The following is a 14,109-nucleotide window of genomic DNA, read 5'->3' as shown; positions in this document are numbered from 1 at the left end:
GCCTTGAGTACCAGCTCGTAGATGGCCTTCTGCTCCGGCGAAAACCGCCCGCTGACCGGGAAGGTGCGGGTGATGTCACTGGCATAACAATCGATTTCGCAGCCAGCGTCGATCAGCACCAGGTCACCGTCCTTGAGCAGGGCGTCGTTCTGCTGGTAATGCAGGATGCAGCCATTGCGCCCGGCCGCGACGATCGAGCCGTAGGCCGGCATCTTCGCCCCGCCCTTGCGGAACTCGTAGTCCAGCTCGGCTTCGAGGCTGTACTCGTGCAGCCCGGCACGGCAGGCCTGCATGGCCCGCACATGGGCACGCGCAGAAATATCTGCAGCTGCGCGCATCACCTTCACTTCCGCCGCCGATTTATACAGGCGCATGTCGTGCAGCAGGTGATTCAGCGCAACGAATTCGTTCGGCGGCTGCGCGCCCAGACGCGCTTTGGAGCGGATCACATTGATCCAGTCCATCAGCCGACGGTCGAACTCGGGGTTGCTGCCCATCGCGCTGTAGACCCGCTCGCGGCCTTCGATCAGGCCCGGCAGGATTTCGTCGATATCGGTGATGGGGAAGGCATCGTCGGCGCCAAAATCGCGCACCGCGCCTTCCTGGCCGGCCCGCAGGCCGTCCCACAGCTCGCGCTCAGGGTTGCGTTCACGGCAGAACAGCACGTATTCGCCGTGTTCGCGCCCGGGGATCAGCGCAATCACCGCCTCCGGCTCCGGGAAGCCGCTGAGGTACTGGAAATCGCTGTCCTGGCGGTACACATGCTCGACGTCGCGGTTGCGGATGGCAACGGCGGCGGCGGGCAGGATGGCAATACTGTTGGGGACCATCTGCGCCATCAGCGCCTTGCGCCGACGGGCATACTCGGCCTTGGGAATGTGGCTCATGGGCAGACTACCCCCGGTTGATCAGTGCAGCGATGGCTTGGGCGCGGGTGCGGCCGGCTTGGCCAGCTCGGAGAACAGCAGCAGGGGCGCCACGCGCAGGTATTCCATGACCTCCATGTAGTCGCTCTCGCCGTCTTCGGATTCTTCGAGGGCTTCCTGCACCTGGGAAATGGCCACCAGGTCCTGCAGCACGTCCTTGGCCTCGTCGGACAAGTCCTTGCCGCCGGCGTTCAGGCCGAAACCGGTAATGAAGCCCTGGCACCACTGGCCCAGCGCGGTGGCGCGGTCGGTCAGTGCGGCGTCATCGGTAGGCAGCAGCAGGACGATCGCCATGTCGTCGCTGGTCAGCTCGCCCTTGACCATTTCCTGCAGGCCGATGAGGGCGTTGCGCACGGCGTCACCGGGTTCGTTTTCCAGCAGCTGGGCAGCATCGGCCAGCCAGGCATCGGCATCGAAGCCGGCACCGGCGCAGCTGCGGCCGATCAGCAGGCCGTGCAGTTCGGCAGGGGTGACAGGGTGGCCATTGCTGGAAAGCAGCATGGCGAAGGCGATGTAGGGCGATTGGGTATTGGGCATGGTCTGCTAGGCGCCAGACGGCGCAATGACTAGAATGGAGACCTTGTATCCTAGCACCGGCAGGCGCGCCAAGACCATCGGCACTGGCCGTCGCCGCCCAGGGAGAGGCATCATCGCCAGGTGACTGAACGACGGAGCGAATCGAGTGCAACCTACGCAAGAGAACGACCTGCAGGCACTGATGAGCCGATTCGAGTTGCTGATCGAGCGCGTCGAGCAACTAAAACGGCAAAATGCACTCCTAGTAGCTCAGGAAAAATCCTGGCGCGAAGAGCGCGCCCACCTCATCGAAAAGAACGAGATCGCCAAGCGCAAAGTCGAGTCGATGATTTTACGCCTCAAGGCTCTGGAGCAAGACTCATGAGTTCAAGCAATAGCGTCACCGTGCAGATCCTCGACAAGGAATACTCGATCATCTGCCCGCCGGAAGAGCGCAACAACCTGGTCAGCGCCGCGCGCTACCTGGACGGCAAGATGCGCGAAATCCGCAGCAGCGGCAAGGTGATTGGCGCTGACCGCATTGCGGTGATGGCCGCCTTGAACATCACCCACGAAATGCTCCACCGCCAGGAAGACCGGGCCGATGCGCCGGTCAGCAACACCAACCGTGAACAGGTGCGCGACCTGCTGGATCGGGTCGACAAGGCTTTGTCCGACGACACGGATACCAAAATCGGCTGAGATTGGTATACTGGCGCCACTCCCTGGTGGATGCGCCAGTCGGTTATGTCCCTGAGCCGATACGCACAACCACGGGGGTTGCACGCTGGGGCCGGTGTGCATGTCCGCCCGACGGAAAGCCTTAACGCCCCCTGCAATCTCCACCTTGAACTTTCGGGTTCAAGGGCTACACCGATAGCGGTCTTATCGGGGAGCCTGAATTCCTTGCCCGCCCCCTCGGCGGGCAATTCGTTTTGGCCGACACTGTCGGCCAGCACATCCGGGATTGATCGTGCCATGACCGACACCGCGCCGCTCACACGTCCCCAGCTCCGTCGCCTGCTCCGCAATGCCCGCCGCGCCCTCAGCCCTGCCCAGCAACGCCAGGCCACCCTTGGTCTGTACCGCCAACTGGCGCAGCACCCGCTGTTCCGCCGCGCCCGGCACATTGCCCTGTACCTGCCCAACGACGGCGAAATCGACCCCTGCCTGCTGATGCGCGAAGCCCAGCGCCGCGGCAAGCGCACCTACCTGCCGGTGCTGCATGCCTGGCCGCGTACGCGCATGGTGTTCCAGCGCTTCGAGCATGGCGAGAAGCTGAAGCCCAACCGCTTTGGTATCCCCGAGCCGGTTACCGACCGCAAGCGCCAGCGCCCGATCTGGGCGCTGGACCTGATCCTGCTACCGCTGGTCGGCTTCGACGAAGTGGGTGGTCGCTTGGGTATGGGCGGTGGTTTCTACGATCGCAGCCTGGCCTACCAGGCACGTCGCCAGACCTGGAAGAAACCTTTGCTGCTGGGGCTGGCGCATGAATGCCAGAAGGTCGAACGGCTGGCGCAGGCCAGCTGGGACGTACCGCTGCAGGGCACGGTGTCGGACCGTGACTGGTACCTGGCACCGCGTTGAGCGGCGCCAGCGGGAGTATCAACGGTGTGGCTGGCTGGCGTCGACCGGCATCTGATAGGCGTCGTCCAGCTTGCGCTCCCAGAATCCTTGCGCATAACCGGTAGTGACCACACCCAGGCCGAAGATGAACACCAGGATCCACAGCAGATCCGGCTTTTTACGTTGATTCATTGAAGATTGCCCCCCAGGCAAACTGTTCTGTACTCGGCGATATTCTGGGTACCGCCGGCGCATCGCGCTTTAAACGGGGCGCATTTTCCGACAACCTGCGCCCACACGCAAACCTTGACGCCAACCGGCTGTCGGTTTCGTGCAACAGGTTATTTCAAACCTTTTCAGGAGCAGCATCCATGGCCTACTGGCTAATGAAATCCGAGCCCGACGAGCTCTCTATCGAAGCCCTTGGCCGGCTGGGTGAAACGCGCTGGGACGGCGTGCGCAACTACCAGGCACGCAATTTTCTGCGGGCGATGAGCGTTGGTGACGAGTTTTTCTTCTATCACTCCAGTTGCCCACAGCCCGGGATCGCCGGTATTGCCAGAATCACTCGCGCTGCTTACCCGGACCCGACAGCCCTGGACCCGCAGAGCCACTATCACGATGCCAAGGCCACCCCCGACAAGAACCCGTGGAGCGCGGTGGATGTGGCCCATGTGCAAACGTTCCCGCGGGTGCTGGAGCTGGGCTGGCTGAAACAGCAGGCTGGCCTGGCGGAATTGCCGCTGGTGCAAAAGGGCAGCCGGCTGTCGGTGATGCCGGTAACGGCCGAACAGTGGGCGGTGGTCGTCGCGTTGCGGTGAAATCGGGGCCAGGGTCGTTGGAGCCGTGCCGGGGCTGATCGCCGACAAGCCGAGCATCACCCGCACTCACCGCCTTGACCGACATCAATACGCCATCCATGCCCGCAGTCCATGATCCCCTGTGGACATGCGCAAGGATGCACAACGATGAGCCGATACGCCCCCCGAATCTTCGCCACCGCGCTGCTCGCCCTGCTCGTGGCAGCCGGAGGGCTGGGGTACTGGAAGTCGCTCCACGACCAGCTGCCCGAAGGCCTGAGCATGGGCAACGGCCGCCTCGAAGCCACCGAGGTGCAGATCGCCAGTAAAATCCCCGGCCGCCTGGCCGAAGTACTGGTCGATGAGGGCGATAGCGTAACCTGCGGCCAGCTACTTGCCCGTATCGACACCCGCACCATGGAGGCCCAACGCACCCAGGCCGAAGCCGAAGTGCTCCGCGCCCGGGAAAACTACGCCGCCGCCCAGGCCAGCGTGCAACTGCGGCAAAGTGAATTGCTGCTGGCCAGCCAAGAGCTCAAGCGCGTGCGCGAAATCTTCCAGCGCAAATACGCCAGCCAGCAACTGCTCGACCAGCAGCAGGCGCGCTTCGATACGGCCAACGCTGGCGTGGTCGCTGCCCGCGCCCAACTGGCCGCGATCAAGGCGGCCATCGGCGCCGCCGAAGCCCAGGTCGCCCAGCTGACCAGCGAAATCGACGACAGCAGCCTGCGCGCGCCAATCAACGGCATCATTCAACTGCGCCTGGCCGAACCCGGCGAGGTACTGGGTGCCGGGGGTCGTGTGCTGATGCTGATCGACCCGAGCGACCAGTACATGAACCTCTATCTGCCCGCCTCCACCAGCGGCCAGCTGACCGTCGGCGACCAGGCGCGGATTGTGCTCGATGCCCTGCCAGAGCGCGCCCTGCCGGCCAAGGTGGCATTTGTCGCGGCCAAGGCACAATTCACCCCGAAGCAGGTGGAAACCCGCGACGAGCGGCAGAAGCTGGTGTTTCGGGTGAAGCTGCGGCTGAGCGACCCCGGTGCCGTACCGCAGGCCAAGCCGGGCATGCCGGGGGCCGGCTATGTACGCACGGCCGAGGTGGACTGGCCGGCTAACCTGCAATGAGCGCCCCGGCACTGCTGGCCGAGGGCATCCGCCACCAGTACGGCGACCAGGTCGCCCTGCATACCCTCGGCTTCGGCCTGCCTGCAGGCACCCGCTGCGCGCTGATCGGCCCGGACGGGGCAGGCAAATCGACCCTGCTGGGGTTGATCGCCGGGGTAAAACGCCTGCAAGCCGGCGAACTGCAAGTGCTGGGTGGCTCAATCCGCCAGCGGCGCCACCGCGCGGCGCTGTACCCGAAAGTCGCGTTCATGCCGCAAGGGCTGGGCAACAACCTGTACCCGGAACTGTCGATCAGCGAGAACATCCGCTTTTTCGCTACCCTGTTCGGCCTGGGCCGCAGCGAGTGCGAGCAGCGCATGGCCAACCTGCTGCAAGCCACCGACCTGCTGCGCTTTGCCGAGCGCCCGGCCGGGAAGCTGTCGGGCGGCATGAAGCAGAAGCTGGGCCTGTGCTGCGCGCTGATCCACGAGCCGGACCTGCTGATCCTCGACGAGCCCACCACCGGCGTCGACCCGCTGTCGCGGCGGCGATTCTGGGAACTGGTGGAACAGGTGCGCGCGCAGCGCCCGCAGCTGACCTTGCTGGTGGCTACCGCCTACATGGAAGAAGCGCAGCAGTTCGAACATTGCCTGATGCTCGATGGCGGCCGCCTGCTGGCCGCAGGCCCCAGCCACGAACTTGCCGCGGTCACCCCCAGCGGCAAGCTCGACGACGCCTTCACCCACTACCAGGGCGCGGGCAAGGCGCTACACCCGCCGCTGGTCATCCCGCCGCGCCCGGCCACCGATGGCCCGATCGCCATCGAGGCCCACGACCTGACCCTGCGCTTTGGCGACTTCACTGCGGTGAACAAGGTCAGCTTCGCCATCGGCCGCGGGGAGATCTTCGGCTTCCTGGGGTCCAACGGCTGCGGCAAGACCACCACCATGAAAGTGCTCACCGGCCTGATGCCGGCCAGCGAGGGTAGCGCCAGCCTGCTGGGCCGCCCGGTGGACGCCAGTGACCTGGCCACGCGCAAGCGGGTCGGTTTCATGTCGCAGAGCTTCTCGCTGTATGGCGAACTCAGCACCCGGCAGAACCTGGCCTTGCATGCCCGCCTGTTCGACCTGCCCAAGGCCGAGAGCGCCCAGCGCATCGATGAGCTGATCGAACGCTTCGACCTCGCCGGCATCGCCGAGCAACCGTCCGCTGCCCTGCCCCTTGGCCTGCGCCAGCGTCTTTCACTGGCGGTCGCGGTGCTGCACCGGCCTGAAGTGCTGATCCTCGATGAGCCAACCTCCGGCGTCGACCCGGCTGCCCGAGATGACTTCTGGCGCCTGCTGGTCGAGCTGTCGCGCGAACAGGGCGTGACCATCTTCCTCTCCACACACTTCATGAACGAGGCCCAGCGCTGTGACCGCATTTCGCTGATGCACGCCGGCCGGGTACTGGCCTGCGACACGCCTGACGCCCTGCAACGCCAGTACCAGGGCAGCACCCTGGAAGACGCGTTCGTGCGCTGCCTGGAACAAGCCCAGGACCTCGCGCCACAAGCCACCGGCAATACCGTGCTGGAGCAGGCTGCCACGGCCGCGCCCCCCCTGCGCCGGGGCTTCAGCTTGCGCCGGCTGCTGGCGGTGGCCAGCCGCGAGGGCAAGGAGTTGCTGCGCGACAAGGTGCGGCTGGCCTTTGCCCTGCTGGGTGCACTGTTCATGATGGTGATTTTCGGCTACGGCATTTCACTGGATGTGGAAAACCTCGCGTTCGCCGTACATGATCAGGACCAGAGCCCGCAAAGCCGGGCCTACCTCGAAGCCTTCCGCGGCTCGCGCTATTTTGCAGAGCAGCCGGCTATCCGCGACAGCCGCGACATGCACCAGAGGCTGCAGCGTTCGGAAATCAAGCTGGCCCTGGAGATCCCGCCCGGCTTTGGCCGCGACCTGTACGCCGGGCGCCAACCGGTGGTGGCAGCCTGGCTCGATGGCGGCATGCCGTTCCGCGCCGAAACCAGCCGCAACTACGTCGAAGCCGTGCACCAGGCCAACCTTGAGCAATTGGCCAACGCCAGCCCACAGCCTCAGCCACGCCAGGCCCCGGTGCGCCTGGAAACACGCTTGCGCTACAACCAGGACGTGGTCAGCGTGAACGCCATCGGCCCCGGTGTGATGGCGCTGATCCTGGCCTTCATACCCGCCATGCTCACGGCGCTCGGCATCGTCCGCGAGAAAGAACTCGGCTCCATCACCAATTTCTACGCCACACCCCTCACCCGCCTGGAATTCCTGCTGGGCAAGCAATTGCCCTACCTGGCCGTAAGCCTGGTCAACCTGGCCCTGCTGGTTGCAATGAACCGATGGCTGTTCGCCGTACCGCTCAAGGGCAGCATGCTGGCCCTGGCCTGTGGCGGCGTGGCCTACCTGCTGGCAACCACCAGCCTGGGCCTGCTGATCTCGGCCTTCACCCGCACGCAGATCGCGGCCATTCTGGGCACCATGATCATCACCAGCCTGCCGACCATCCAGTTTTCCGGCCTGATCGTGCCGCGCTCGTCGCTGGACGGCGCGGCGGCAGTAATGGGCCAGTTGTTCCCGGCGGGGTATTTCCTCGACATCGCGGTCGGCACCTTCACCAAGGCGCTGGGCCTGCGCGAGCTGTGGCCGCAGTGCCTGATCCTGCTCAGCTTCTTTGCCGTGTTTATCGGCCTGAGCCTGGCCATGCTGAAGAAGCAGGAGGCCTGACATGTCGCGCCTGAACCACACCCTGCGCCTGGGCCTGAAAGAACTGACCAGCCTGCGCCATGACAGCGTACTGCTGCTGTTTCTGCTGTACGCCTTCAGCGTGGCCATCTACATGCCCGCAGCCGGCTCGGTGATCGGCGTGCACAACGCCAGCGTCGCCGTGGTGGACGAAGACCACAGCCAGCTTTCGCGCAAGCTCGCCGAAGCCCTGCAGCCGCCGGAGTTCCAGACCGCCGTGCCACTGCCTGCCGGGCACCTGGACCAGGCCATGGACAGCGGCCAGTACACCTTCGTCATCAACATACCGGTCAACTTCCAGAGCGACCTGCTGGCGGGGCACTCGCCAGAGCTGCAGATCAACGTCGATGCCACCGCCATGAGCCAGGCATTCATGGGCGCGGGCTATATCGGCCGGATCTTCGAACGCGAACTGCTCGACTACAGCCAACGGACCAACACCCAGAGCCCGGTGCTGATCAACGCCAAGGCCCTGTTCAACCCCAACCTGGAGGGCGGCTGGTTCCTGGCAGTGATCCAGATCGTCAACAACATCACCATCCTGGCGATCATCCTCACCGGCACCGCGCTGCTGCGTGAGCGTGAGCACGGCACCCTCGATCACCTGCTGGTGCTGCCGCTGACCGCGCTGGAGATCATGCTGGCGAAGATCGGCAGCAACGCACTGGTGGTGGTGATCTGCACCTGGATTTCGCTGGTGGTGGTGGTGAAGGGGGCGCTGGGCGTACCGCTGTCCGGCTCGATGGGGCTGTTCCTGGCCGTGACTGCGCTGTACCTGTTCGCCGGTACCGCGCTGGGTATCTTCCTCGCCACCCTGGCGCGTTCAACGCCACAGTTCGGCCTGCTGGCGATCCCGGTGATCATCCCGATGCTGTTGCTGTCCGGCGGCAGCACGCCGCTGGACAGCATGCCGCAGTGGCTGCAGTGGGTGATGCAGGGGTCGCCGTCGACGCACTTCGTGAGCCTGGGCGCCGCGATCCTGTTCCGCGACGCCGGCTGGGCGGTGGTGTGGCCGGATATTCTGGCACTGGCCTTGATCGGCCTGGTGTTCTTCAGCGTGGCGCTGGCCCGGTTTCGGCGTAGCTTGGCTTCCTGAAGACTCGACGCCGGCTACGTTGAAACGGGTATATCTGGTGGCACAAAGACAAAGGGCGCCTTTCGGCGCCCTACTCACAGACAGCTCGGCTTGTCACCGCCATACACCTGCCCGGCTCTGTGATTGCTGGTTGGACCAGGATCCGCAGAGTCTTGCAAGCCCCTTTCGGGAACGCGCTGATTATCGACCACCATGCGTATCACTGACAACAGACGGCACTGTTGCTGGATATTCACGGTTCACTGCACAATCAGGTTGTTGAACAACAGGTCTTCAACGATCGGCTTGCCCTCTTCTGCTTCCAGCACCTGCTGCACCTGCTTCAGGGCCTCCTGGCGCAGGTGCTCCTTGGCCTCGACGTTGCTCATGCTGTCCACGGTCTGCTGGGTGAACAAGGCTACCAACTGGTTGCGGATCAGGGGTTCGTGAAATTTCACCGCCTTGGCCGCTTCGTCACCGGTCACGCGCAAGGCGACGTCGGCCTTGTACACGCGCAGCCGTGGGCCGCCGTCGAGGGCATAGTTGCCGACAAAGGGCGGGCTCAGGGTGATGTAGGCGACCTTGGGCGCCCCTTCCTTGGCTTCCTCGGCCATGGCCGCAGCCGGCAGCAACAGCGCCAGCACCATCAAGATCCACGCTTTCACGAATTCGCTCCTCAATACAATTGGCGCCAGCTTACCCAGCACTTCGCTCAAACCCAAGCCCGGGCTTATGCCGGCCCATCAGGGCGGGGCATGCTCGTTGACCCGGCAGGTGGCCCTCCTACACTTATCGGCCATTACCCGCAAAGGAATAGCCCCGATGAAAGCTGTGTTGTGCAAAACCCTGGGCCCGGCGCGCGACCTGACGCTGGAGGAGGTGGCCAGCCCGGTGCCGAAGAAAAACGAGATCCTGCTGGACGTGCAGGCGGCCGGGGTCAACTTCCCGGACACCCTGATCATCGAAGGGAAGTATCAGTTCCAACCCCAGTTGCCATTCTCCCCCGGCGGCGAAGCGGCAGGCGTGGTGGCTGCGGTCGGGGAAAAAGCGGGCGCGTTCAAGGTAGGTGACCGGGTGATGGCGCTTACCGGCTGGGGCGCGTTCGCCGAGCAGGTGGCGGTACCGTTCTACAATGTGCTGCCGATCCCGGAGAGCATGGATTTCACCACCGCTGCGGCGTTCGGCATGACCTATGGCACCTCGATGCATGCCTTGCGCCAGCGCGCTCGGTTGCAGGCTGGCGAAACCCTGCTGGTAATGGGCGCATCCGGTGGCGTCGGTTTGGCGGCGGTGGAAATCGGCAAGGCCATGGGCGCGCGGGTGATCGCAGCGGCCAGCAGTGCCGAGAAGCTGGCTGTGGCCAAGGCAGCCGGGGCGGATGAGCTGATCGACTACAGCCAGGCCAGCCTGCGCGAAGAGCTCAAGCGCCTGACTGGAGGCCAGGGCGTCGATGTGATCTACGACCCGGTCGGTGGCGAGCTGTTCGAGCAGGCAGTGCGCGGGCTGGCCTGGAATGGCCGGCTACTGGTGGTGGGCTTTGCCAGCGGCAGCATTCCCCAACTGGCGGCCAACCTGGTGCTGCTCAAGGGCGCGGCGGTGGTGGGGGTGTTCTGGGGGGCGTTTGCCCAGCGCCAGCCGGAGGATAACGCGGCCAACTTCCGGCAACTGTTTGCCTGGCATGCCGAGGGCAAGCTGAAGCCGCTGGTTTCGCAGACTTATCCACTGGCCGAGGCTGGGGCTGCAATCGAACAGCTGGGGCAGCGGCGGGCTGTGGGCAAGTTGGTGGTACTGGCCAGGTAAATTTGATTTTTTTATCGACAGCTCCGGCCTCTTCGCGGGTGAACCCGCTCCCACAAGGGCTGTGCAGTACCTGTGGGAGCGGGTTCACCCGCGAAAAGGCCGGGACAGGCTGATCAAACCTCGCGCAGGTTATGGCAGCGCCTGAAGCGTGCCTCCAGGTTGCGATCGGGCATCTGGTGGCTGCGCAGGGCATTCAAGGTCTGCTCTACATAGTCGCGCGTGCTGCCGTAGCGCCCTTTGGCGCTGGCCAGGATCTGGCTGAGCAAGGTATCCGGCAGGTCGCCGGCATAACACGGCAAGTGCCGCTCCAGCACAAAGCCGAGCGCCTGCACCTTGCTGCCATCGCCCAACCGGCAGCTGAGCCAGTGCGGCCGGTACGCCGGGTACGGCATCTCGCGCAGCCACAGTGCCATCAGCGAGTCGTCGAGATTGCTTTCGTCCAGCCGGTAGGCGAAGCCACTGCAGGACCCCCCTCGATCCAGGCCGAACACCAGGCCGGGGATTTCCGGGGTGCCGCGATGTTCATGTGACCACAGGTACAAGCCACGGTGATAACCATGCACCCGCGCGCGTTGACGCTCGACCGAATTGCACTCCGGGCGCCAGATCAAGGAACCATAAGCGAACAGCCACACCGGCCCGCCTTGATGGTGCGACATGGTCGTCTTCATGGAATTGAACAACTGTTCGTGAGTATGTTGCTGACCGAAGTCGAGTGTCGGAGGATATGAAACTTCCCAGGACATGTTTTCAAGTGCCGACATAAGCTGCCGCCATTATCCCTGTGAACTACAGATCTAGCGAAATGCGCTTGCGTTGCGGCTCTGGGCCGCTGCGCCAAGGGCGCTTGCTGTAACCATAGGCCAGAAATGGCGAAATACTCAAGACCTGGCGCCAGTGTTTCATTGGCGGTTCCGACGACTGGAAAATACTGTTTCGGGGACTGCGAAACTTATTGGCCAAGGCGGTAACAATTACCGCCTTATACCCACTTGTTCAAACTTCGGTTATTAACCGCGCGGTGCGTAGGCAAACACATCCGCACGCATGCGGTGCGCATCCATGCCGGCTTCGACCAGGGCGTCGAGGGTGGCGTAGATCATGTTGGGCGAGCCGCTGGCGTACACATGCACGGTGTTGAGGTCGGCAATATCCTCGCAGACCGCCTCGTGCAGCATGCCGCACCGGCCTTCCCAGCCGCACAGGTCGCTGACCACCTGGTGCAGGAACAGGTTGGGCAGGCGCTGCCACTCATCCCAATGCTCGATCTGGTAGAAATCCTCAGGCCGGCGCACGCCCCAGTACAGGTGTACCGGGTGCTTGAAACCCTGCGAGCGGCAATGCTCCAGCAGGCTGTGCATCTGCCCCATCCCGGTGCCTGCAGCGATCAGCACCAGCGGCCCATCCGGCAACTCGGCCAGGTGGGTGTCGCCAAACGGCATTTCGATACGCGCCAGGCCATCGCGCCTGAGCTGGTCGATCAGTTGCAGCGCACTCGCTTCACGCGCCAGCACGTGCAGCTCCAGCTCGCGCCCGGCGTGGGGCGCGGAAGCCAGCGAGAAAGCCGCGGGCTTGCCACCCTCGCGCTCGATCATCAGGTACTGCCCGGCGTGGTAGCGCAGCGGCTTGCCGGCAGGTGCGCGCAGGCGCACACGCCAGACGTCGCCGCCGACGTCGACGCACTCACTGACGCTGCACGCCAGCTTGCGCACTGGCAGCTCGCCCAGGGCGAGCACACCATCCCAGAGCAACACGCAGTCCTCCAGCGGTTCGGCAATGCAGGTAAACAACTCGCCATGGTCACGAACTACGCCGTCCTGGCGTACCCGGCCTTCGACCAACAATGCGGCGCAGACATGGCAATTGCCATTGCGGCAGCTGTTCGGGCAGTCATAGCCCAGCCGCCGCGCTCCATCCAGGATCCGTTCCCCGGGTTCGAGCGCCAGCACCGCCCCGGACGGCTGCAACGTTACCTGCATCAATCTATTCCCAACTGATCCCACAAGTCATCGATACGGCGGGTAACGGCTTCGTCCTTGACGATGACCCGCCCCCATTCGCGTGTAGTCTCGCCCGGCCACTTGTGCGTGGCGTCCAGGCCCATCTTCGACCCCAGCCCCGATACCGGCGACGCGAAGTCCAGGTAGTCGATCGGAGTGTTGTCGATCATTACCGTATCACGCTTGGGGTCCATGCGCGTGGTAATGGCCCAGATCACATCGTTCCAGTCGCGGGCGTTGATATCGTCATCGGTGACAATAACGAACTTGGTGTACATGAACTGTCGCAGGAACGACCACACACCCAGCATCACGCGCTTGGCGTGCCCTGGGTACTGCTTCTTCATGGTCACCACCGCCATGCGGTACGAGCAGCCTTCCGGCGGCAGGTAGAAGTCGGTGATTTCCGGAAACTGCTTCTGCAGTATCGGCACGAACACTTCGTTCAGCGCCACGCCGAGAATCGCCGGCTCATCCGGCGGCCGGCCGGTGTAGGTGCTGTGGTAGATCGGCTTGTGCCGATGGGTGATGCGCTCCACGGTGAACACCGGGAAACTGTCGACTTCGTTGTAGTAGCCGGTATGGTCGCCGTACGGGCCCTCCGGGGCCATTTCACCCGGGTGGATCACGCCTTCCAGGATGATTTCCGCGGTGGCCGGTACCTGCAGGTTGCTGCCACGGCACTTGACCAGTTCGGTACGGTTGCCGCGCAGCAGGCCGGCAAAGGCATATTCGGAGAGGGTGTCCGGTACTGGCGTCACGGCACCGAGAATGGTCGCCGGGTCAGCGCCCAGGGCCACGGCGACCGGGAACGGCTGGCCGGGGTTCTTTTCGCACCACTCGCGGTAATCCAGAGCGCCGCCACGGTGGCTGAGCCAGCGCATGATGACCTTGTTGCGGCCGATGACCTGCTGGCGGTAGATGCCCAGGTTCTGCCGGTCCTTGTTCGGCCCGCGGGTAACGGTAAGGCCCCAGGTGATCAGCGGAGCTACGTCGCCCGGCCAGCAGTGCTGGATCGGCAATGCGCCGAGGTCGACGTCATCACCCTCGACCACTACCTCCTGGCACACCGCGTCCTTGACCACTTTCGGCGCCATCGACACGACCTTCTTGAAGATCGGCAGCTTCGACCAGGCATCCTTCAGGCCCTTCGGCGGCTCGGGCTCCTTGAGGAATGCCAGCAGCTTGCCGATTTCGCGCAGCTCTTCGACCGACTCCGCGCCCATGCCCATGGCCACGCGCTCCGGGGTGCCGAACAGGTTGCCCAGCACCGGGATGTCAAAGCCGGTGGGCTTTTCGAACAATAATGCCGGGCCCTTGGCACGCAGGGTGCGGTCGCAGACCTCGGTCATTTCCAGGACGGGGGAAATCGGAACCTGGATGCGCTTGAGCTCGCCGCGCTGTTCCAGGCCACGGATGAAGTCGCGCAAGTCGCGATACTGCATGCAGGAGCCTCGTGTTGGCCGTATCGGTCGGGGGTGCAGAGTGTAGCGCCGTTCGGCGCCTAATGGCCAAAAATGACTTGGGGCCGCTTCGCGCCCCATCGCCGGCAAGCCAGCTCCA

General features: G+C 64.2%; 15 protein-coding genes and 1 other RNA gene. 9 read left to right on the top strand and 7 right to left on the bottom strand.

Going from position 1 to position 14,109, the window contains the following annotated elements; genetic code table 11:
• Together HP547_RS18760 and HP547_RS18755 are read right to left on the bottom strand one after the other, a co-directional pair.
• Positions 1-887, bottom strand: an 887-nt coding sequence (locus tag HP547_RS18760; RefSeq protein WP_172287063.1) for an aminopeptidase P N-terminal domain-containing protein, incomplete at its 3' end; no start/stop codon positions are given.
• 21 nt (positions 888-908) lie between these two features.
• Entirely contained in the window at positions 909-1,463 is a 555-nt protein-coding gene (locus HP547_RS18755) for a YecA family protein (protein ID WP_172287062.1), read from the bottom strand.
• A 181-nt stretch (positions 1,464-1,644) separates the two neighbouring features.
• Between HP547_RS18755 and HP547_RS18750 the strand changes: the two genes are divergently transcribed.
• The 4 genes from HP547_RS18750 (at position 1,645) to HP547_RS18735 (ending at position 3,029) form a co-directional block, all read left to right on the top strand.
• Positions 1,645-1,827: a TIGR02449 family protein gene (locus tag HP547_RS18750; protein WP_029886233.1), complete on the top strand. Its 183-nt coding sequence runs from the start codon at positions 1,645-1,647 to the stop codon at positions 1,825-1,827.
• Entirely contained in the window at positions 1,824-2,144 is a 321-nt protein-coding gene (locus tag HP547_RS18745; RefSeq protein WP_172219495.1) for a cell division protein ZapA, read from the top strand. Before HP547_RS18750 ends, HP547_RS18745 begins: the two co-directional genes overlap by 4 nt.
• A 17-nt stretch (positions 2,145-2,161) precedes the next feature.
• Positions 2,162-2,341, top strand: a non-coding RNA gene (ssrS, locus tag HP547_RS18740) — 6S RNA.
• Positions 2,342-2,420: 79 nt separating this feature from the next.
• Entirely contained in the window at positions 2,421-3,029 is a 609-nt protein-coding gene (locus HP547_RS18735) for a 5-formyltetrahydrofolate cyclo-ligase (protein ID WP_172287061.1), read from the top strand.
• Between the two features lie 18 nt (positions 3,030-3,047).
• Here HP547_RS18735 and HP547_RS18730 read toward each other — a convergent pair whose 3' ends face one another.
• Positions 3,048-3,200: a hypothetical protein gene (locus tag HP547_RS18730; RefSeq protein WP_172219499.1), complete on the bottom strand. Its 153-nt coding sequence runs from the start codon at positions 3,198-3,200 to the stop codon at positions 3,048-3,050.
• A gap of 179 nt (positions 3,201-3,379) precedes the next feature.
• On the opposite strand from HP547_RS18730, the gene HP547_RS18725 reads away from it, so the two are divergent.
• The 4 genes from HP547_RS18725 to HP547_RS18710 all read left to right on the top strand — a co-directional run bounded on the left by HP547_RS18725 (position 3,380) and on the right by HP547_RS18710 (position 8,767).
• Positions 3,380-3,829 carry an EVE domain-containing protein gene (locus HP547_RS18725; protein WP_172219511.1) on the top strand — a complete coding sequence of 150 codons (450 nt, stop codon included), beginning with the start codon at positions 3,380-3,382 and terminating at the stop codon, positions 3,827-3,829.
• 147 nt (positions 3,830-3,976) lie between these two features.
• Positions 3,977-4,936 (top strand): HlyD family secretion protein, encoded by a 960-nt coding sequence (locus HP547_RS18720; protein ID WP_172219513.1) that lies wholly within the window; start codon positions 3,977-3,979, stop codon positions 4,934-4,936.
• Positions 4,933-7,653 (top strand): ribosome-associated ATPase/putative transporter RbbA, encoded by a 2,721-nt coding sequence (gene rbbA / locus HP547_RS18715; RefSeq protein ID WP_172287060.1) that lies wholly within the window; start codon positions 4,933-4,935, stop codon positions 7,651-7,653. The genes HP547_RS18720 and rbbA overlap by 4 nt, the downstream gene beginning before the upstream one ends.
• Position 7,654: 1 nt before the next feature.
• The gene (locus HP547_RS18710; protein ID WP_172287059.1) at positions 7,655-8,767 is read left to right on the top strand and encodes an ABC transporter permease; all 1,113 of its coding nucleotides are present in this window, start codon (positions 7,655-7,657) and stop codon (positions 8,765-8,767) included.
• Between the two features lie 239 nt (positions 8,768-9,006).
• On the opposite strand, the gene HP547_RS18705 is transcribed toward HP547_RS18710, so the two are convergent.
• Entirely contained in the window at positions 9,007-9,411 is a 405-nt protein-coding gene (locus HP547_RS18705; RefSeq protein ID WP_172232280.1) for a flagellar basal body-associated protein FliL, read from the bottom strand.
• Between the two features lie 157 nt (positions 9,412-9,568).
• Between HP547_RS18705 and HP547_RS18700 the strand changes: the two genes are divergently transcribed.
• A complete protein-coding gene (locus HP547_RS18700; protein WP_172232277.1) occupies positions 9,569-10,546 on the top strand; it encodes an NADPH:quinone oxidoreductase family protein in 978 nt (325 codons plus the stop codon).
• Between the two features lie 113 nt (positions 10,547-10,659).
• On the opposite strand, the gene HP547_RS18695 is transcribed toward HP547_RS18700, so the two are convergent.
• The 3 genes from HP547_RS18695 to ubiD form a co-directional block, all read right to left on the bottom strand.
• Complete coding sequence (locus HP547_RS18695; RefSeq protein ID WP_172287058.1) at positions 10,660-11,310, bottom strand: gamma-glutamylcyclotransferase; 651 nt, start codon at positions 11,308-11,310, stop codon at positions 10,660-10,662.
• A 246-nt stretch (positions 11,311-11,556) separates the two neighbouring features.
• A complete protein-coding gene (locus tag HP547_RS18690) occupies positions 11,557-12,525 on the bottom strand; it encodes a CDP-6-deoxy-delta-3,4-glucoseen reductase (protein ID WP_172287057.1) in 969 nt (322 codons plus the stop codon).
• Positions 12,525-13,991, bottom strand: coding sequence for a 4-hydroxy-3-polyprenylbenzoate decarboxylase (ubiD, locus tag HP547_RS18685; protein WP_172219266.1), 1,467 nt, complete (start codon positions 13,989-13,991; stop codon positions 12,525-12,527). The genes HP547_RS18690 and ubiD overlap by 1 nt, the downstream gene beginning before the upstream one ends.
• Positions 13,992-14,109: the final 118 nt, after the last annotated feature.

Source organism: Pseudomonas sp. CM27, from assembly GCF_013179515.1.
In the GTDB taxonomy this organism is placed as follows: Bacteria; Pseudomonadota; Gammaproteobacteria; order Pseudomonadales; family Pseudomonadaceae; genus Aquipseudomonas.
This window is presented reverse-complemented; position numbering and strand designations above follow the sequence as displayed.

Bases quoted from the DNA above. Each gene is read 5' to 3' on its own strand.
- HP547_RS18710 (WP_172287059.1), top strand. From the start codon at position 7,655: ATGTCGCGCCTGAACCACACCCTGCGCCTGGGCCTGAAAGAACTGACC.
- HP547_RS18725 (WP_172219511.1), top strand. From the start codon at position 3,380: ATGGCCTACTGGCTAATGAAATCCGAGCCCGACGAGCTCTCTATCGAA.
- HP547_RS18735 (WP_172287061.1), top strand. From the start codon at position 2,421: ATGACCGACACCGCGCCGCTCACACGTCCCCAGCTCCGTCGCCTGCTC.
- rbbA (WP_172287060.1), top strand. From the start codon at position 4,933: ATGAGCGCCCCGGCACTGCTGGCCGAGGGCATCCGCCACCAGTACGGC.
- ubiD (WP_172219266.1), bottom strand. From the start codon at position 13,991: ATGCAGTATCGCGACTTGCGCGACTTCATCCGTGGCCTGGAACAGCGC.
- HP547_RS18695 (WP_172287058.1), bottom strand. From the start codon at position 11,310: ATGTCGGCACTTGAAAACATGTCCTGGGAAGTTTCATATCCTCCGACA.
- HP547_RS18750 (WP_029886233.1), top strand. From the start codon at position 1,645: ATGAGCCGATTCGAGTTGCTGATCGAGCGCGTCGAGCAACTAAAACGG.
- HP547_RS18700 (WP_172232277.1), top strand. From the start codon at position 9,569: ATGAAAGCTGTGTTGTGCAAAACCCTGGGCCCGGCGCGCGACCTGACG.
- HP547_RS18755 (WP_172287062.1), bottom strand. From the start codon at position 1,463: ATGCCCAATACCCAATCGCCCTACATCGCCTTCGCCATGCTGCTTTCC.
- HP547_RS18745 (WP_172219495.1), top strand. From the start codon at position 1,824: ATGAGTTCAAGCAATAGCGTCACCGTGCAGATCCTCGACAAGGAATAC.
- HP547_RS18720 (WP_172219513.1), top strand. From the start codon at position 3,977: ATGAGCCGATACGCCCCCCGAATCTTCGCCACCGCGCTGCTCGCCCTG.
- HP547_RS18690 (WP_172287057.1), bottom strand. From the start codon at position 12,525: ATGCAGGTAACGTTGCAGCCGTCCGGGGCGGTGCTGGCGCTCGAACCC.
- HP547_RS18730 (WP_172219499.1), bottom strand. From the start codon at position 3,200: ATGAATCAACGTAAAAAGCCGGATCTGCTGTGGATCCTGGTGTTCATC.